Here is a 14,966-nt window from a genome sequence, read left to right as displayed (position 1 = left end):
CCCACCGAGCCGGCGTCGCGTCCGCAATGCCGGGTTTCCGACGGCGAGTGCGGGGAAGGCGCGGCGGATGAGCAACGCCGACGACCGGGTGACCGCCCGCCGGACCCTGATCGTGATCGGTCTGCTGCTCGCGACCGCACTCGCGCTGGTCCTCGTGTACGCCACCCGCCGGGTGCTGGTCTGGGCGGTGGTCGCCGCGTTCTTCGCCGTGGCGCTCAAACCCCTCGTCGACCGCGTGCAACGCCGCCTCGTGCGGCGGCGCTCGGTAGCCACGCTGCTGGTGTTCCTCGTCGCGTTCGTGCTGATCGCGGTCCTGGCCGCGCTGATCCTGGTGCCGTTGTCCGGCGAGCTGGCCCGGTTCGCCGACCAGGCGCCCGAGCTGCTGCGCGACGCCCGCGCCGGACGGGGCCCGCTGGGGCAACTGCTGGAGCGCACCGGCGCACGGCGGTACGTCAGCGAGCACTCCGACCAGCTCCGTGATCTCGGCACGCGACTGCGGCAACCAGCGGTGGGCGTGCTGCGCGGCGTCGTCGAGACGGTCGCCGGGCTGGTCACGGTCGTCGTGCTGGCGTACCTCATGGTCCTGGAAGCGCCGCGGATCACCCGCGGCCTGCTCGCGGCGGCCGGAGACGGTCAGGGTGAGCGGCTGCGCCGGGTGGGCCGGGAGGTGTCGCGCACCGTGACCGGCTACCTCACCGGCAACCTGTTGATCAGCGTGGTCTGCGGGGTGTTGACATTCGTGGTGCTCGTCGTCACCGGGGTCCCGTTCGCGGCCGTGATCGCCCTGCTGGTGGCGGTGGCCGACCTGATACCGCTTGTCGGCGCGACGCTCGGCGCGGTGATCGCGGCCGGGGCCGGTTTCCTGCACTCCCCCACCGCCGGGGTGGTGGTGCTCGTCTTCTTCGTGATCTACCAGCAGGTGGAGAACCACCTGCTGCAGCCGTTCATCCTGTCCCGGGCGGTCCGGCTCAACCCGTTGACCGTGCTGGTCAGCGTGCTGCTCGCGGCGGAGCTGGCCGGTCTGCTGGGCGCGCTGCTGGCCATCCCCGCCGCCGGGATCGCGCAGACCCTGCTGCGCGAGTACGGCCCACGCCGGCTGCGGCCCGCGCCGCCGGCCGGCCCGGACGCGCGGCGACCGGCCGGCCCCGCCGCGCGAGGCTGACCGGCCGGTGCGCGGGCGGCCCGCTCAGCGGGCTCGGGACGCGATCTCGGGTGTGGTGCTCTCCAGCGGCACCGCGTTCGCCGGGACCAGCCCCAACTGCACCGCCGAGCGGGTCAACGCGGCGTCGAGCACCCAGTCGGCGCTGACCCGCGTGCGGTTTCCCGGCATCGCCATCAGGTGGTACGCCCGGGTGACCGTCTTGGCCGGCAACCCGGCCAGGTTGACCTGCAACGGGTTCGCCGCCGCGTCCTTGCCCCCCAGGTCGACGACCCAGCCCAGGTCGTGGTGCTTGTACGGCTTGCGCTTGCCGAACCCGTACGACGCGGCGATGTTGTGCGCCGCGCGCTTGCCCTGCCGCTGCGCGTGCTGCGCCGTCATCCCGCAGATCTTTCCCGGGTTCACCAGGTCGGGGACCGCGGCGGCGTCGCCGCAGGCGAACACCTCCGGGTAGCCGGGGACGTTGAGGAACTCGTCGACCACCAGCCGACCCCGGTCGGTGCGCAGGCCCAACTCGTTGACGAACGGGTCGGGGCGCACCCCCACACACCACACCAGGGTGCAGGTCGGCACGTACTCGCCGTCGGTGAGCTTCACCCCGTCGCAGGTCGCCTCCGCCACGGACGTGCCCAGCCGGACGTCCACGCCACGGCGGTTGAGCACCCGGTGCGAGGTGTTCGACATCCGCTCGTCCATCTCGGGCAGCACCCGCTGTGCCACGTCCAGGAGCATCCACCGCGGCCGGACCGGGAGGCGAGGCCGCTGGGCGTGCAGCCGGTCGGTGAACAACTGCCCGTGCGCGGCGACCTCGGTGCCGGTGTAACCCGCCCCGACCACCACGAACGTGGAGCGGGCCTGCTGCTCGGCCGGGTCCTCGGCCTGCTCGGCCAGTTCGAGCTGCCGGACGATGTGATCATGCAGGTAGACGGCCTCGGGCAGGCCGCGGAAGCCGTGCGCGTACTCGGTCACCCCGGGGATGGGCAGCAGCTTGTTGACGCTGCCCACGGCGAGGATCAGCCGGTCGTACGCCAGCCGGTTCTTCTCCCCCTCCGCCTGGGTGAAGCCGACCCAGCGGTTCTGCAGGTCGACGTGGTCGGCCTCGCCGATCACCACGCGTACGCCCTTGAGCGTCCCGGTCAGCGGCACCGCGATCCGTTTGGGCTCGACCACCCCGGCCGCCACCTCGGGCAGCAACGGGAGGTAGAGGAAGTAGTCGGTCGAATTCAGCACCACGATCTCGGCCCGGTCCCGGGCGATCCGGCTCAACGTCTTCGCCGCGTGGTAACCGGCGAACCCGGCCCCCACGATCACCACACGAGGTTTCGTCATTGCGGGCCGTTTCCCGTCGAGGCCCGGGACAAACGTCGGACGCGCCAGCCGCGCTCAGCTCGGCTGGAGCCGGACGTGGCCGCTGCGACCGATCGCCTCCAACTCCCACTGTTGGCCGAACGCCCGCACCCGCTCGGCGGTGATCCGGCCCAGTTCCTCCGGGACATCCGGGTCGAGGACCAACCGGCCGTTGACCGGGTTGATGCCGAGCATGGCGCGGATCAGGGCCAGCGGCGTGCCGGCCGCCCACGCCTGGGGGCTGCACGCGGTCGGGAACGGCACGGCGAAGAGCAGCCGCTCGCGGTCGAACCCGCTGAGCGCCTCCGGCAGTCGGTAACCGAACTGCTCGGCCGCCTCGATCATCGCCAGACTGATGCGGTTCGACTCGGCTCGGAAGCCGTACCGGGCCAGGCCGAGCGCGGCGAGGGAGTTGTCGTGCGGCCAGACCGTGCCCAGGTGGTAGCCGAGGGCGTTGTAGAGCGCTTCCTCCCGGGACAGCGTGCGGATGCCCCAACCGGAGAACATGTCCCTCGACATGAGTTGTCGCACCACCGCCTCGGCCCGCTCCGGCGGCACGATTCCGCTCCACAGCAGGTGACCCATGGTGGAGGTCTTGGAATCGACCCGGTTCTTGTCGCCGTCCAGGGCGACCGCGTAGTAGCCGCCCCGTTCCTCGATCCAGAAGTCGTGGTTGAAGCGCTCGCGCAGGGTGTTGGCCTCGTCGCGCAGCCGGCGCGCCAACGTGGGGTTGTCCAGCGGCCCGTCGAACAACTCGGCCAGCCGCAGTTTGGCGTCGTAGGTGTAGCCCTGCAGGTCGCAGGTGGCAAGCGGCAGCACGGGGATCCGGCCGTCGGCGAAACAGACGCCGTCCGGGGAGTCCCGCCAGCACTGGTTGCCCAGCCCTTCCGGCGAGCGGGTGGCGTACTCGACGTAGCCGTCGCCGTCCCGGTCGCCGTACTCGTCGATCCAGCGCAACGCGGCCACCGCGTTGTCCCGCAGGTGCCGGACGGTCTCGTCGTCACCGGTCCAACGCCAGTACTCGGAGAGCAGGATCAGCCAGAGTTGGGTGGCGTCGGCGCTGCCGTAGTACGGCCCGAACGGTTTCTCGCCACTGCGGGTCAACTCGCCGCTGCGCACCTCGTGCAGGATCTTGCCGGGCTCCTCGTCGGTGAAGTCGTCGCACGTCTCACCCTGGAGCCGGGCCAGGGCGAGCAACGCGCCCTTCGCCAGCGCGGGCCCGGCGACAAGCGTCTGGTAGGCGGTGATCAGCGTGTCCCGGCCGAAGACGGTGAGGAACCACGGCAGCCCTGCCCCGGGCAACATGATCCGCTGACCCTTGACCTCCAGGTCGAGCCGCAGTGCGGAGAGGTCGTTACGGGACTGCCGCACGGTGTGCTCCAACGCCGCGCTGTCGCTGCGCAGCACCGCCCGGTCGTCAAGCCACCGGCGCAGCGGATCGTCGGCACGGCCGTGGATGACGTCGGCGATGTCGCCCCGGACCGGCTCGACCACCCCCATCCCGGGCGGCAGGGGCACGTGCAGGTCGACCTGCCACTCCTCGCTGGGGCCCAGCTCCAGCTCCCAGATGAGGTCGTCGCCCTCGATCCGGTCGGCCGGCTTCGCGCAACACACCCGGGTCTGCGCCGAGAAGTCGCCGCGCTGATAGGAGAAGCACAGCTCGGACCCGTCGGCGGCGTGCTGACGGGTGATCTCGTCGGAGCGGTCCCGGACCCTCGACTTGACCTCGAACAGGTCGGCGAAGTCGGCGGCGACGGCGAGCCGCAACTCCACCCGCACCGGCTCCAGTCGGAAGGAGACCATCTCCAGCCGCTCGTGAAATCCGTCGCCGACGTAGCGCAGCCGCCGCACGCCCAGCGAGTTCGGCGGCAGCCCGGGCAACTCCGAGTTGGTGAGCACGTACTGCGCGGAATAGTGGCCGATCGTCTCGGCGCGCAGCACCAGCAGCTCGCCGCCGTTGACGGTCAGGCTCCAACCACTGATCAGGCGAGTGTCCAGGTGGACGAGTCCCCCGATACTGCCCATTGGCACATTCCCGCACCCGTTGGAATACAGGAACGTGGGCCCGCTGAGCACTGCGAAGGAGTCGGTGCCCAGCTCGGGCGGGATGGCCCGCTGGTCGGCGCTGTCCGCATTCGCGAGGGCCGGGCCGGGGAAGGGGTTGGCAGGGGTCGCGCGAGCGGCAGCCATGACACCCACGGTAGGAAGGGGGGAACTGAGCGTCATCACCCGGACCGGGTGAAACGTCCCGACCGGCCTACGCGGTCGGTGGCCGCTGCCAGCGCACCGTCACCGTGAGCTGGCCCTGAACGCCGGTCCGGGCGATCACCGCGCCGGCCTCCGCGGTCAACTGCACCCCGAAGGTGATCTCGATTTCGTCGGGGCGGTGGGCCATCGACTGGAACTGGCCGAGCGCGGCGGAGGCGGCGTCGCGGACCTCGGAGAGCGCCCGGTCGAACGTCGCCCGCGCCTCACGCACCACCTTGCCGGCATTGCCGGCCGGCGTCACGCCGGCCCGACCGTCGACCTCGACCACCACCGAGCCGCCACCGTCGAGGTCGAATCTGCGCAGTTCCGTCATCGTTCACGTCCTTGTCTCACGCGGGCGGCACGCACATCAGATTCAGCCACTCGGCCCTGGGCACCGTCGTTCTGATCTTTTCGAGTTCGAGCAGGAGGCTGTCCAGGCGCTCCGGCGCTTCCAGGTAGACGAGGACCGCCCGCTCGAACGCCGTAGCCATCGCCGCCGGCATCAGGTCCGACCCGTCCCAGCAGAGAGTGCCGGTCCGCAGCCGCTGCGCGACCGCCGCCAGGACGCCGTCCTGGTCTGCGGGCGCTTCGCCGCGCCGGCTGAAGGCCAGGCCGTCGGTGTGCTCACGCCATTCCGTCTGGGCCTGCGTGGAGGCGAGGTAGCTCATCAGCTTCCTGGCCCGTTCGGTGCCCTTGGAGTCCTTGGCGCGCTCGGGGTCCTTCGGGTCCCCGAACATCACCGCGACGTCGTCGGAAACCTCGCTGAACGCCGAGGTGCCCGTCGGCCCGATCGGCGGTGTCGGGAAGAAGGCCAACGACAGGGCCGGCGAACCGGAAGCCGTCGGGCTCGGCTTTGCGGAAGGCTTCGGCCGGTATTTGCTGATCGCGAAGGAACCCTGGTGGTCCAGGTGACACCGCCGCGAGTCGGACGCCGCCGGCTCCGCCGGCGGGGAGGCGGACGACCCCGACGCCTCCGGGCGCGGAAGCAGGCCCTTCGCCGCCGTCTCGAAGGTGGTGTAGAGGCTGGCGCGGGCCGTCCCCTCCGCGGAGACCCGCAACAGGGAGCCCCAGGTCTCCCAGGCGGCCTTGACCTGCGGGGAGTTCCAGGCGAGGTCACCACGCGTCCACGGCTCGTAGAAGGTCGGGCCGGACTGGTGCAGCAGGATGTCCTCGATCCAGTCGGTGCCCGGCCAACCGGAGACCGACTGGGAACTCATGCCGAGGCACCAGCGCACCTGCTCGTCATCGATCTTGCGCTGGCTCAGGCCGACCAGCTCGTTCCAGGTCGTTGGCGGACCCTGGCCGGCCTTCTCCAACTGCTTCGTGTCGTACCAGATCACGCTCTTCAGGCTTGTGGCGATCGCGACCGCGTAGGGGAGCGCGTCACCGTCGGGCGCGCCGGCCGGACCGCTCTTCGGAGCGAGCTTGATCAGTTGCGGAGCGGCGCCCGGATCGGTCGTGACGGCGCCCTCCAGCGGCACCAACTGGTCGGCGTTGACGTAGCGTTGCAGGTCGTTGACGCGGGGCAGGACCGCGACGTCGGGCGGGCGGCCTCGCTCGATCGCCACCTGGAGCACCTGGCTGACGTCGCGGTGCCCCTGGTAACGAGTTCGAATACCGGACCTCTTCTCGAAGTCCTCCAGCACCGCCTTGAACGCAACCTCCTCGTCACCAGCCCACGAGGCGAAGACCGTCAGTTCCTCAGTCGGCTCGACAGAGCAACCGCTCAGCGCGACACCAGCGATCAGCACCGTGGCCATCGCCAACGCCGTCCGTGTGCTGTGCTTCATGGTCACCGCTCTCGGTATTCCGCCAGGCGGAGCTGGAAGCCCCACAGGACCAGCCCCGCGATGACGAGCGCGAGCACCGGCAAAAGGAGTTCACCGGCGTAGCTCTTGGCCGCGCCCTCGGCATCCTCGGTGATGGCGTCGTCGGCAGCGACCTCGCCTCGGTCCGCGACGACGGGGTCCCTCGCGACGGAACCCGACGTCGAAGACGGAGACAGAGACGGAGAGGGGGACGGGGAAAGGGACGGTGACGGAGACAGGGACAGGGAAAGGGACAGGGACGGAGACGGGAAGGGGGTGCGAAGCTCAGCAAGGGTGTCGGCGCAGGCCTTCCTACACTGCGACTCCACCTGTTCCGCGAGGCCGTAAGCGGCAAGGGATCCCACGTCGACGAGCTGGCCCTGCCTGCTGCCGTCAACGCCACGGACCGCCGTACGGGCCTGGTCCAATTTGTCCGCCGACAGGAGACTCAACGCGGTGAGGGCCATCATCCCCACCGCCGCGATCGTGGCCAACAGCAGCGGGAGGTTCACCGTCCGGCGAAAGCGGCGGGTCAGATAGACCTGTGTCCGCACCAACAGCACGACGAGCGCGACCAGCGGCAGCACCCAGACGGCCACGGTCAGCCTGTTGGTCCAGGTGTTGTCCACCTGGTCGTCCAGGGCGAGCAGTTGCTTGCCCCGCAGATCCTCGAGCCGGACGAGGATGTCGTTCAACAGGCTCGCCGCGTCCCGGAGCGCGGCCACCCCGAGCGCCTTCAGGTCGACGTCCCGGAAGCGCGCGTCGGCCTGGCCGATGATCGCGGTGTAGGTCACCAGCAGCGCCTCGATGGTCTGGATGTCCTGGGTGCCCCCCTCACCGGCCGCGTTGTTCTCCGCCAACAGGGTGAGGTATTGGCCGGCGGCGGCGATCTGGCGCTGGTAGTCCGCCCCGGGGCCACCGAGGACGACGCCACCCTGGCCGAGATTGCCCACCGCCGCGAGGTGCGCGTTGCGCAGCGCGTCCTGTGCGTTGTAACTGGCGAGGATCGCCGGCACCGACCGCTCCGCGGCGACGTCGGCGTTGCTGGCGACACCGAGGAAGACCGCCAGGCTTGTCACCAGGGTGAGCGCGGTGATCCCGAACAGCCACCCGCGCAGACGCACGAGGGTCTGCCGGGTGGTGCTGACCCGCGGCGGAGTCCGTGAACCCGCCGTCATACCGGCACTCCGGGCGTCTGGCCTCCGCCGAATGGGTGGCCGCAGGCTTCGCAGCTCTCCGAGCCGGCAGGCGACGTCTCCAGGCAGACATCGCAGATCTTGTCCGCGACCGCCGGCACCCGTGGCACCGGTGGCTGCAACGGGTTCTGCACCGAGTCGACGATGCTGACCTTGATGTCGGTCTGGCTGAGGTTTTCCCTGAGCCGGACGAGGCCGTTGGGCTCGATGTCCACCAGGTGCCGCAGTTGCTCCAGGGCGGCCTCGTCCCGTGTCGCGGTTGCCAACGCCACCGCTCGGGCCAACTGCGCGTGTGCCTCGATCCGGTCACCGCGGTCGAGCGCGTCGCAGCCGGCGTTGATGGCCTGCCGGACGTCCTCCTGGCCGGTCACCTGGGAGACGCTGAGATCGATGCGGGAGGACTTGGCCATCTCGACCGTCCAGTTGACGAGGACCTTGGCGAAGGTGGCCCGCACCTCCCCGTCGACCACGAGGTCGACCCGGGCGGCCAACCGGTCTCGCTCCAGAATGTCGTCGGGTGCCTCGACCCGCAGGCAGAGGTGGTAATCCCTGCGTTCGACACCCCACGAGCCAGTGGCGAACTCCCACGTCCGCTCGTCGACCCGCTCGGCGTACTCGGTCAGATCCTGGATGACGGGATTTGTCTGTTTGAAGAAGACCAGCTGCGCGTACGGCATGGTCCGCACCCGGATCCGTACGTCCGGCAGGAGCTTGGTCAGCGCGGCGAGAACGGACTCCCGGAAGCTGGCTGCCAGCTCGGCCGGCCGCCGGACCGCCTCGGCGGCGCCGTTGAACGCGGCGGCGATCCGGAGCAGGTCCGGCGGGTGCCAGCCCTCCCCGATGCCTCGGGGGTCGCAGACGAACCGCCCGGCGCAGCTGCGCAGCACGCGCTCCAACGCGTCCTCAGTCTCGTGCTCGTTGATGCCGTCGGTGAGCAGCAGCACGTGGTTGATCGTCGATGACGGCGGAAGCAGGTCATGTGCCGCCGCGAGCCAACTGCCCATCGCCGTCCCGCCGCTGGCGCCGAGGCGCGCGACCGCCGCTCTGGCCTCTTTCCGGGTTGCCGACGAGGCGGTCGCCAGCGTCCGGGTCGGCGGGTAGACCAGCGCGGCCTCGTGGGTCCCCTGGATCACCGCGAACCGGACACCATCCGGCAGGACGTTGATGGCCGCGGAGGCGGCGTGCTGGGCCGCGGCCATCTTGGTCGGTGGGTCCGCCATCGACCCGGAGCAGTCGATCACCAGCACCTCGACCAGCCGCGACGGATCCGACCGGGCTGGTGTGTCGTCCTCAGCCGCGAGGCCCCGCCCGGTGACCGAGAGGACCGCGTGCAGCTCCCGACCGCCAACGCGCAGAAACTTGTTCTGGTTGACTTCCAGGTCGAACTCGACTGCGCTTTCCACCGGTTCACGCTCCGTTCCGGGTCGGCATCGTCACCATCGGGTGCGGGGTCGGACCGCGTTCGCCCGGTCGACGAGCAGGTCATGGGCAGCGCGCCGGGCGTCGACGCGAACGGCCCGCCGGAAGCGGCCCGAGCGCGCCACCACCACCGGGTCGGGAAGTTCGGCGTGGTGCGCCTGCTGGCCCAGGGCCCGGTAGGACCCCTCCAGCAACTCGCGGATGGCGCGTTCGGTCGGCGGCGCGGCCAGCACCGGGCCGCCGGTCAGATCGGCGGCGTCTCCGGAACGGGCCAGGTCGAGCGCCATTTCCCGAATCGCCGTGATCAGTCGGTCGCGTGCCTCGCCGTCGAGATTCAGCGCGGCCAGCCGGTGGATGGCCTGGTTGAGCTCACCGGCGGTGGGTGGACCGCCGGGCAACCGGGACGACAGCACCCGCGCCGCGGCGACCCGGGCGGCGTCGTGATGCCGGGAGAGCGCGGGCACCTCGTCGAGGACCGCCACCGCCCCGGCCCGGTCGGTCGTCGCCAGGCGGAGCCGGGCCAGCCCGAACGCCGCGCTGGCCTGGAAGGGATCTCGCTGCCAGACGGCCGCGTAGTAGCGAGCCGCCCGCACGTGGTCGCCGCCCCGCTCGGCGCAGTAGCCGAGCGCGAGCTTCGGGGCGACCTCACCCGGGATGTCACTGTAGACCGCGTCGAACTGCTGCCCCGCCTCGTCGATCCGGTCGGCGGCGAGCGCGAGCAGCCCGCGGTGCCAGGCGATCCGCCAGTCGACGTCGCCTCGGGTGCCGGTCATCGTCTCGGCGCTACCCAGCGCCGCGGTGGCCGAGTCGAGATCGGCCAGCGCGAGGTGCGCCCGACACCTGCTCAACTCGATCTCCACCGACGTCTGCTCGACAATGGCCAGCTCACGCAGCAGCGCCTGCGGGTCCGACGCGTCGACCGTGCGCAGCACGTCCACAGCCGGGTCGTCCGGGTCGGGTCGGGGCACCGCCAGGCCGAACGCCACATCGACGGAGGCGGGTAGACCGTCGTCCAGCAGGGTGCTGTCGCCCGCGTCGATCCAGACACGCAGTGGCAGGACCAGCCCGAGCCCCGCGTCCAGCAGCCGGGCGGAGGGTTGGAAGAGCGAGATCGGCTCGGGCTGACGCCGGTCCGGTTGACCCGCCAGGATCTCCCGCAACACCCCGAGGAGTTGCTCGGACATCTCGGTGGCGGAGGCGAACCGCCGGTCCCAGTCGGGACGGACCGCCCGGGCGACGAGCCGGCGGAACGACTCGATGCCGAGGGCGTCCGGGGCCGCGCCGGGAGTATCCGGGCCGGGCGTGCGGGACCGGTACAACTCCTCCAACGTACGACCGACGGCGAACAGGTCGGAGCGCTCGGTCGGCCCTCGGGTCTGGAACTCGGTCCGGCTGACCGAGAAGTCGACGGAGTGGACGATCCCCTCGGTGCCGCTGTCGGCCTTGCGGACCCCGCCCAGGTCGATCACCTTGATCCGGTCGGCGGTGCGCATCACGTTGTCGGGCTTCATGTCGGTGTAGAGCAGCCCGCGCCGGTGCAGGTAGTCGAGTGCGGCGAGGATCTCGTGACCGTAGGCGAGGATGTGGTCGATCGGCAGCGAGACATCCGGCTGTCGGGGGTCCTTCGCGGCGACCTGCAACCTGCGCAGCGACATGCCGTCGAGGTAGTCCATCACGATGTAACCGGTGGGGCCGGCGACCGGGTCGTCGTGGGTGGCGAAGTCGATGCTCCGCACGATGTTCGGGTGGTCCAGCGCGTTGAGGAACCGTCGTTCCTCGACGGCGGCCTTGAGGGAGGCCTCGTCGGCGGCGTGCAGCACACCCTTGAGCGCGACGTCGACGTGGTCGTTGTGGGTGTCGTGGGCGAGGTAGACCCACCCCTGCCCGCCCCGGGCCACACAGCGGACCACCTTGTAGCGGTCGGCGACGACATCGTTGGCGCGCAGGCCAGGACGGAAGTTGAACGGCGTCGGGGTCGGGCAGTAGGGGCAGAACCCGCTGTCCCGACCGGGTCGTCCGCCCCGGCTCCGACCGACCGGGTGACCCTTGGGGCAGAAGCGGAACTCCTCGGGCACCCGCAGTGGTGCGGTCGTCGCCCCGTCGGGCGAGAAGGTCAGCACCGGCAGGGGGACGATGCTTGCCACCGTCCAGATGTCGCGACCGGTCGACCGGGACGGCGCGGCGGCCGGCGTGGCGGTGCCGGCGGGCAGCGGTGCCAGGCCGCAGACGTCACAGAACCCGGTTTCGTCGACAGTGCCGGTGCAGCCTGGCCAGTTGCACGGTGTCACGACCCACCCCCGCCGCGTTGGCCGCCAACTCGGTATGAAACCGCCTCGGTGTATTCGCGGACCGCCGCCTCGGCGGTTGCCAGATCGCACGGCGCGGCCATGAGCAGGTCGTGTCCGCCCCGGTACGACGTGCCGAGCGCGGGATCCTCGGCGAAGCCGTGCTGCACGGCCATCGCGCGATAGGCGCCCAGCCGGCCGCGCAGCTCCGACCAGAGATCCTCCCGGGCCACGATCTCCCGCCGGACCGACTCGGCCTCGGCCAGCGCCCGATCGGTGGCGCGCTCGGAAGAGGCGAGCAGGTTGGCCAGGACGGCGCTGTCGGTGGTGGCAGCGGCGGCGCGCAGCTTGGTCAGCTGGATGCGCAGCTCGGTCGCCATCGGCTGGAGCCGGGGCACGTCGGCGACCATGGCGGCTGCCCTGCGGTATGCCCGCCGGGCGGCCTCCTCGCTGGCCTGGAGGCTGGCGACACGACGAGCCAGCAGCGTGGTACGCAACCGGATGGACTCGCCTCGGAAGGTCAGCAGCATCCGCAGATCCCGTGTCGACGCCTGGTCGACCAGGGGCAGCACCACGTCGGACAGCAGCGTCTCCGGGTCGGTGGCCTCGTCGATGTTGTTGATGATCATCGAGCGAGGCGTCGACTCGACGGCCCGGTCGCCCTCCGGCGGCGTGGTCGCGGCGTCGGCGCCGTCGGCCCAGTCGGCGATCCGCTGGGAGACCTCTGCCGTGCTCCGGTCCGTCGCGTCCACCGCGAGGTCGATGCTGCCGATCGGCGGAGCGTCCGAGAGGTGATCCGAGTCGACCGATGATCGAAGCTCACGGCTGGAGAGCACGGCGGCCTGACGCACCGCCTCGGCGATGTCGGAATCGTGGTGCTGGTTGATGATGACCAGCACGTTGTCGGGCGAGAGGCGACCGAAGAAGTTCGCGATCTGACGAAGGACCCGCGGGTTTGCCAGAGTGCCGTCGGAGGACCGGAAGCTCGGGTCGACCGAGGACTCGCCGGGCACCCGGTCACGAAGCCACGGGAGGCGGTTCAGGATCGTCTCGACCGGGATCATCCACGACAGGCCGCTGCCCTGGTCGGCACCGCCGACCACGTCGCCCTCGCGGTCGTCAACCTCGTACGTGCTGACCACCATCCCGACGACGTGCCCGGTCTGCGCGTCGACCACCGCCGTGCCGCTGAAGCCGCGGCTGACCCGGAGCTCGGTCGCCGCGGAGACCATCTGGATCCGTTCCCACCCCGCCCCGGACCGGCCCTTGAGTTTCGCCTCGACGCGTACGCCGTGCACGACTGTTGCCGGGAAGCCGTACATGAAGACGCGGCGGTCCACGGTCACCGTGCGGCGCAGCGGCGCGAACGGGCCTTGCGACATCGGCTCGGCTAGCTCGAGCAACGCGATGTCGTCTCGTTCGTCGGGGGTGGGTGGCCACCAGCAGCCGGGCACGACCCGGGCCGACACCGTCCGGCTGCCCGGCTGGCCGAGGAGGTCGACAAGGACCTCCCCGGAGGGCTCACTGCTGGATGACCTGCTCTCGCCGCCCTTGCTGACGACGTGGGCGCAGGTCAGGACGTGACGAGCATCCAACGCCAACCCGGCGCCTCGCACCACGCCGTCGGTCCTGCGGACGCGAACCAGCCATGGCTCGTTACCAGGACTGACCGCCACTTCGCTGAGGGTAATGGAACCGGATCACATCCGTTGACCCCCGTCGTTGCGTACATCCCGGTTTGCGGCTCTTGCCCGGACTATTCTGCCGCGCGAGCGGGCGGCAGCCGTCAGGACACGCTCGGCGCGGTGATCGCCCAGCGCTCGTGGTCGCGCCAGGCGCCGTCGACGAACAGGTAGTCCGGGGAGAAGCCCTCCAACCGGAAACCGAGCTTGCGGGCCACCCGGCGGGACGGTTCGTTGCCCGGTTGGATGTTCGCCTCCAACCGGTGCAGGCCGACCGTGTGGAACGCGTGGTCGATCACCAGCGCGACGCCCGCCGAGGCGTGCCCGGTCCCGCTGTACGGCTGGAACGCCGCGTATCCCAGGTAACCACCACGCAGGGCACCCAGCACGATCCCGCTGATGTTCACGTAGCCTGCGATCGCACCGCTGGCCCGGTCACAGATCAGGTAGCCGGCACTGTCCCGGCGGCGGATGCGCCGCAGGTAACGGTCGTACTCCTCCGGGCTGGCCGGCGCAACCAACCACGGGTGGTGCAGGTCCCGACTGCGCCGGGTGGCGGCGACGAACTCGTCGGCGTCGGTGGGCCGGGGCCGCCGGATCGCGGCGGGACCACTGGTACGCAGGTATCTCACGGCCGACCACCCTGACCGACCGGTGCCGATCGTGTCCACTCCTCCCGAGCCCTGAGCAGGGCGGGTAGGTGCTCCTTGCTCCAGGTGCGCGCCGCCTCGATCAGGGTCAACAGCGTGCGCCCCAGCTCGGTGAGCTCGTACTCGACGCGCGGCGGATTTTCCGGGTACGCGGTCCGCACCACCAGCCCGTCGCGTTCCATCGCTCGCAGGGTCTGCGTCAGCACCTTGGGTGTGACGCCCCGAAGCGGCACCCGGATCTCCGTGAAGCGACGCCGCCCGCCCTGCAGACAGAGCACGACCATCCCGGTCCACTTGTCACCGATCTGGAACGGCAGGGCACCGGAGGGGCACATCGGATCGAACATCTCGGGATCCAGTTCCGTCATGGTATGCCCCCATCCATCCCAGTTTCCTTGTAGTAACCAGTATCTCGTAGATACCGTTCCCGGGGTTCGCAGCGACAGCCAGACGGGGGACGAATCCATGAGCAGCATCGCCATCTTCGGGGCCGGCGGCAGGGCGGGACGGGCCATCACCGCCGAGGCGCGCGCCCGTGGACATCGGGTCACCGCCGTCGTCCGGAATCCGGGCACGATCAGCGACATCGGCACGGACGGCGTCGCGGTGGTCCGGGGCGACGTCACGGACCCGCACTCGACGTACACGATCTCCGAGGGTCACGACGCCGTGGTCAGCGCGGTCAGCCCCGCGTCCGGACCCGAGGCGCTGGCCGCCCTCGGCCAGCTCGACGACCGGTTCTTCGTCAAGGCCGTCGACGCGCTCCTGCACGGCATGACCGAGGCCGGTGTGCCCCGCCTCGTCCTCATCGGACTCTTCGCCAACCTTCGCGACGAGCAGGGCCGTCTGATCCTGGACGACCCCGCGGCGTTCCCCGGTCACCTGCGTCCGTTCGCCCTGTCGCACACCGCCGGCCTGGACCGGCTCCGCGCGGCGGACACCCCGGTCGACTGGCTCATGCTCACTCCCCCGGCGATGCTGGACGCGGCCGGCCCTCGGCTGGGCCGCTACCACCTCGGCGGGGATCGCGTCCCCCCGTCGGGATCGACGACCCTGTCGTACGCCGATCTCGCGGTCGCGGTGCTCGACGAGATCGAGACCCCCCGACACCACCGCACCCGCGTCTCGGTCTTCGACTGACCCACGGCGTCCGAACCCGGGCGGCCCGGG

12 protein-coding genes are annotated in these 14,966 nt (G+C 70.8%); 2 read left to right on the top strand and 10 right to left on the bottom strand.

The genetic code is table 11. From position 1 onward, the window contains the following. Nucleotides 1–67: 67 nt before the first annotated feature. Entirely contained in the window at nt 68–1,162 is a 1,095-nt protein-coding gene (locus ACPXBU_RS03160) for an AI-2E family transporter (RefSeq protein WP_425756246.1), read from the top strand. 24 nt (nt 1,163–1,186) lie between these two features. Here the strand turns inward: ACPXBU_RS03160 and ACPXBU_RS03155 are convergent, their stop codons facing one another. The 10 genes from ACPXBU_RS03155 to ACPXBU_RS03110 all read right to left on the bottom strand — a co-directional run bounded on the left by ACPXBU_RS03155 (nt 1,187) and on the right by ACPXBU_RS03110 (nt 14,164). After that, entirely contained in the window at nt 1,187–2,488 is a 1,302-nt protein-coding gene (locus tag ACPXBU_RS03155) for an NAD(P)/FAD-dependent oxidoreductase (RefSeq protein ID WP_393373150.1), read from the bottom strand. A gap of 54 nt (nt 2,489–2,542) precedes the next feature. Then, the gene (locus tag ACPXBU_RS03150) at nt 2,543–4,696 is read right to left on the bottom strand and encodes a glycogen debranching N-terminal domain-containing protein (RefSeq protein WP_425756244.1); all 2,154 of its coding nucleotides are present in this window, start codon (nt 4,694–4,696) and stop codon (nt 2,543–2,545) included. Nucleotides 4,697–4,763: 67 nt separating this feature from the next. Next, nucleotides 4,764–5,087 carry a CU044_2847 family protein gene (locus tag ACPXBU_RS03145; RefSeq protein ID WP_393373145.1) on the bottom strand — a complete coding sequence of 108 codons (324 nt, stop codon included), beginning with the start codon at nt 5,085–5,087 and terminating at the stop codon, nt 4,764–4,766. Between the two features lie 16 nt (nt 5,088–5,103). Next, nucleotides 5,104–6,546 (bottom strand): ABC transporter substrate-binding protein, encoded by a 1,443-nt coding sequence (locus ACPXBU_RS03140; protein ID WP_425756241.1) that lies wholly within the window; start codon nt 6,544–6,546, stop codon nt 5,104–5,106. A 2-nt stretch (nt 6,547–6,548) separates the two neighbouring features. Further along, a complete protein-coding gene (locus ACPXBU_RS03135; RefSeq protein WP_425756239.1) occupies nt 6,549–7,742 on the bottom strand; it encodes a hypothetical protein in 1,194 nt (397 codons plus the stop codon). Continuing rightward, nucleotides 7,739–9,163 (bottom strand): VWA domain-containing protein, encoded by a 1,425-nt coding sequence (locus ACPXBU_RS03130; protein ID WP_425756237.1) that lies wholly within the window; start codon nt 9,161–9,163, stop codon nt 7,739–7,741. The genes ACPXBU_RS03135 and ACPXBU_RS03130 overlap by 4 nt, the downstream gene beginning before the upstream one ends. Before the next feature lie 30 nt (nt 9,164–9,193). Beyond that, a complete protein-coding gene (locus ACPXBU_RS03125; RefSeq protein ID WP_425756235.1) occupies nt 9,194–11,467 on the bottom strand; it encodes a tetratricopeptide repeat protein in 2,274 nt (757 codons plus the stop codon). Next, nucleotides 11,464–13,140, bottom strand: coding sequence for a S1 family peptidase (locus ACPXBU_RS03120; RefSeq protein WP_425756233.1), 1,677 nt, complete (start codon nt 13,138–13,140; stop codon nt 11,464–11,466). Before ACPXBU_RS03120 ends, ACPXBU_RS03125 begins: the two co-directional genes overlap by 4 nt. Before the next feature lie 110 nt (nt 13,141–13,250). Continuing rightward, entirely contained in the window at nt 13,251–13,778 is a 528-nt protein-coding gene (locus ACPXBU_RS03115; protein ID WP_425756231.1) for a GNAT family N-acetyltransferase, read from the bottom strand. Continuing rightward, a complete protein-coding gene (locus ACPXBU_RS03110) occupies nt 13,775–14,164 on the bottom strand; it encodes a winged helix-turn-helix transcriptional regulator (RefSeq protein WP_393373124.1) in 390 nt (129 codons plus the stop codon). The genes ACPXBU_RS03115 and ACPXBU_RS03110 overlap by 4 nt, the downstream gene beginning before the upstream one ends. A gap of 97 nt (nt 14,165–14,261) precedes the next feature. Here ACPXBU_RS03110 and ACPXBU_RS03105 point away from each other — a divergent pair, with 97 nt between their 5' ends. Beyond that, a complete protein-coding gene (locus ACPXBU_RS03105) occupies nt 14,262–14,936 on the top strand; it encodes an NAD(P)-dependent oxidoreductase (protein WP_393373122.1) in 675 nt (224 codons plus the stop codon). The last annotated feature ends 30 nt before the right edge of the window (nt 14,937–14,966 follow it).

It is taken from the genome of Micromonospora sp. DT231 (genome assembly GCF_049847025.1).
Taxonomy (GTDB): domain Bacteria; phylum Actinomycetota; class Actinomycetes; order Mycobacteriales; family Micromonosporaceae; genus Micromonospora.
This window is presented reverse-complemented; position numbering and strand designations above follow the sequence as displayed.

Excerpts from the sequence above, each read along its gene's own strand:
- ACPXBU_RS03160 (WP_425756246.1), top strand. The coding sequence starts at position 68 with ATGAGCAACGCCGACGACCGGGTGACCGCCCGCCGGACCCTGATCGTG.
- ACPXBU_RS03155 (WP_393373150.1), bottom strand. The coding sequence starts at position 2,488 with ATGACGAAACCTCGTGTGGTGATCGTGGGGGCCGGGTTCGCCGGTTAC.
- ACPXBU_RS03150 (WP_425756244.1), bottom strand. The coding sequence starts at position 4,696 with ATGGCTGCCGCTCGCGCGACCCCTGCCAACCCCTTCCCCGGCCCGGCC.
- ACPXBU_RS03145 (WP_393373145.1), bottom strand. The coding sequence starts at position 5,087 with ATGACGGAACTGCGCAGATTCGACCTCGACGGTGGCGGCTCGGTGGTG.
- ACPXBU_RS03140 (WP_425756241.1), bottom strand. The coding sequence starts at position 6,546 with ATGAAGCACAGCACACGGACGGCGTTGGCGATGGCCACGGTGCTGATC.
- ACPXBU_RS03135 (WP_425756239.1), bottom strand. The coding sequence starts at position 7,742 with ATGACGGCGGGTTCACGGACTCCGCCGCGGGTCAGCACCACCCGGCAG.
- ACPXBU_RS03110 (WP_393373124.1), bottom strand. The coding sequence starts at position 14,164 with ATGACGGAACTGGATCCCGAGATGTTCGATCCGATGTGCCCCTCCGGT.
- ACPXBU_RS03105 (WP_393373122.1), top strand. The coding sequence starts at position 14,262 with ATGAGCAGCATCGCCATCTTCGGGGCCGGCGGCAGGGCGGGACGGGCC.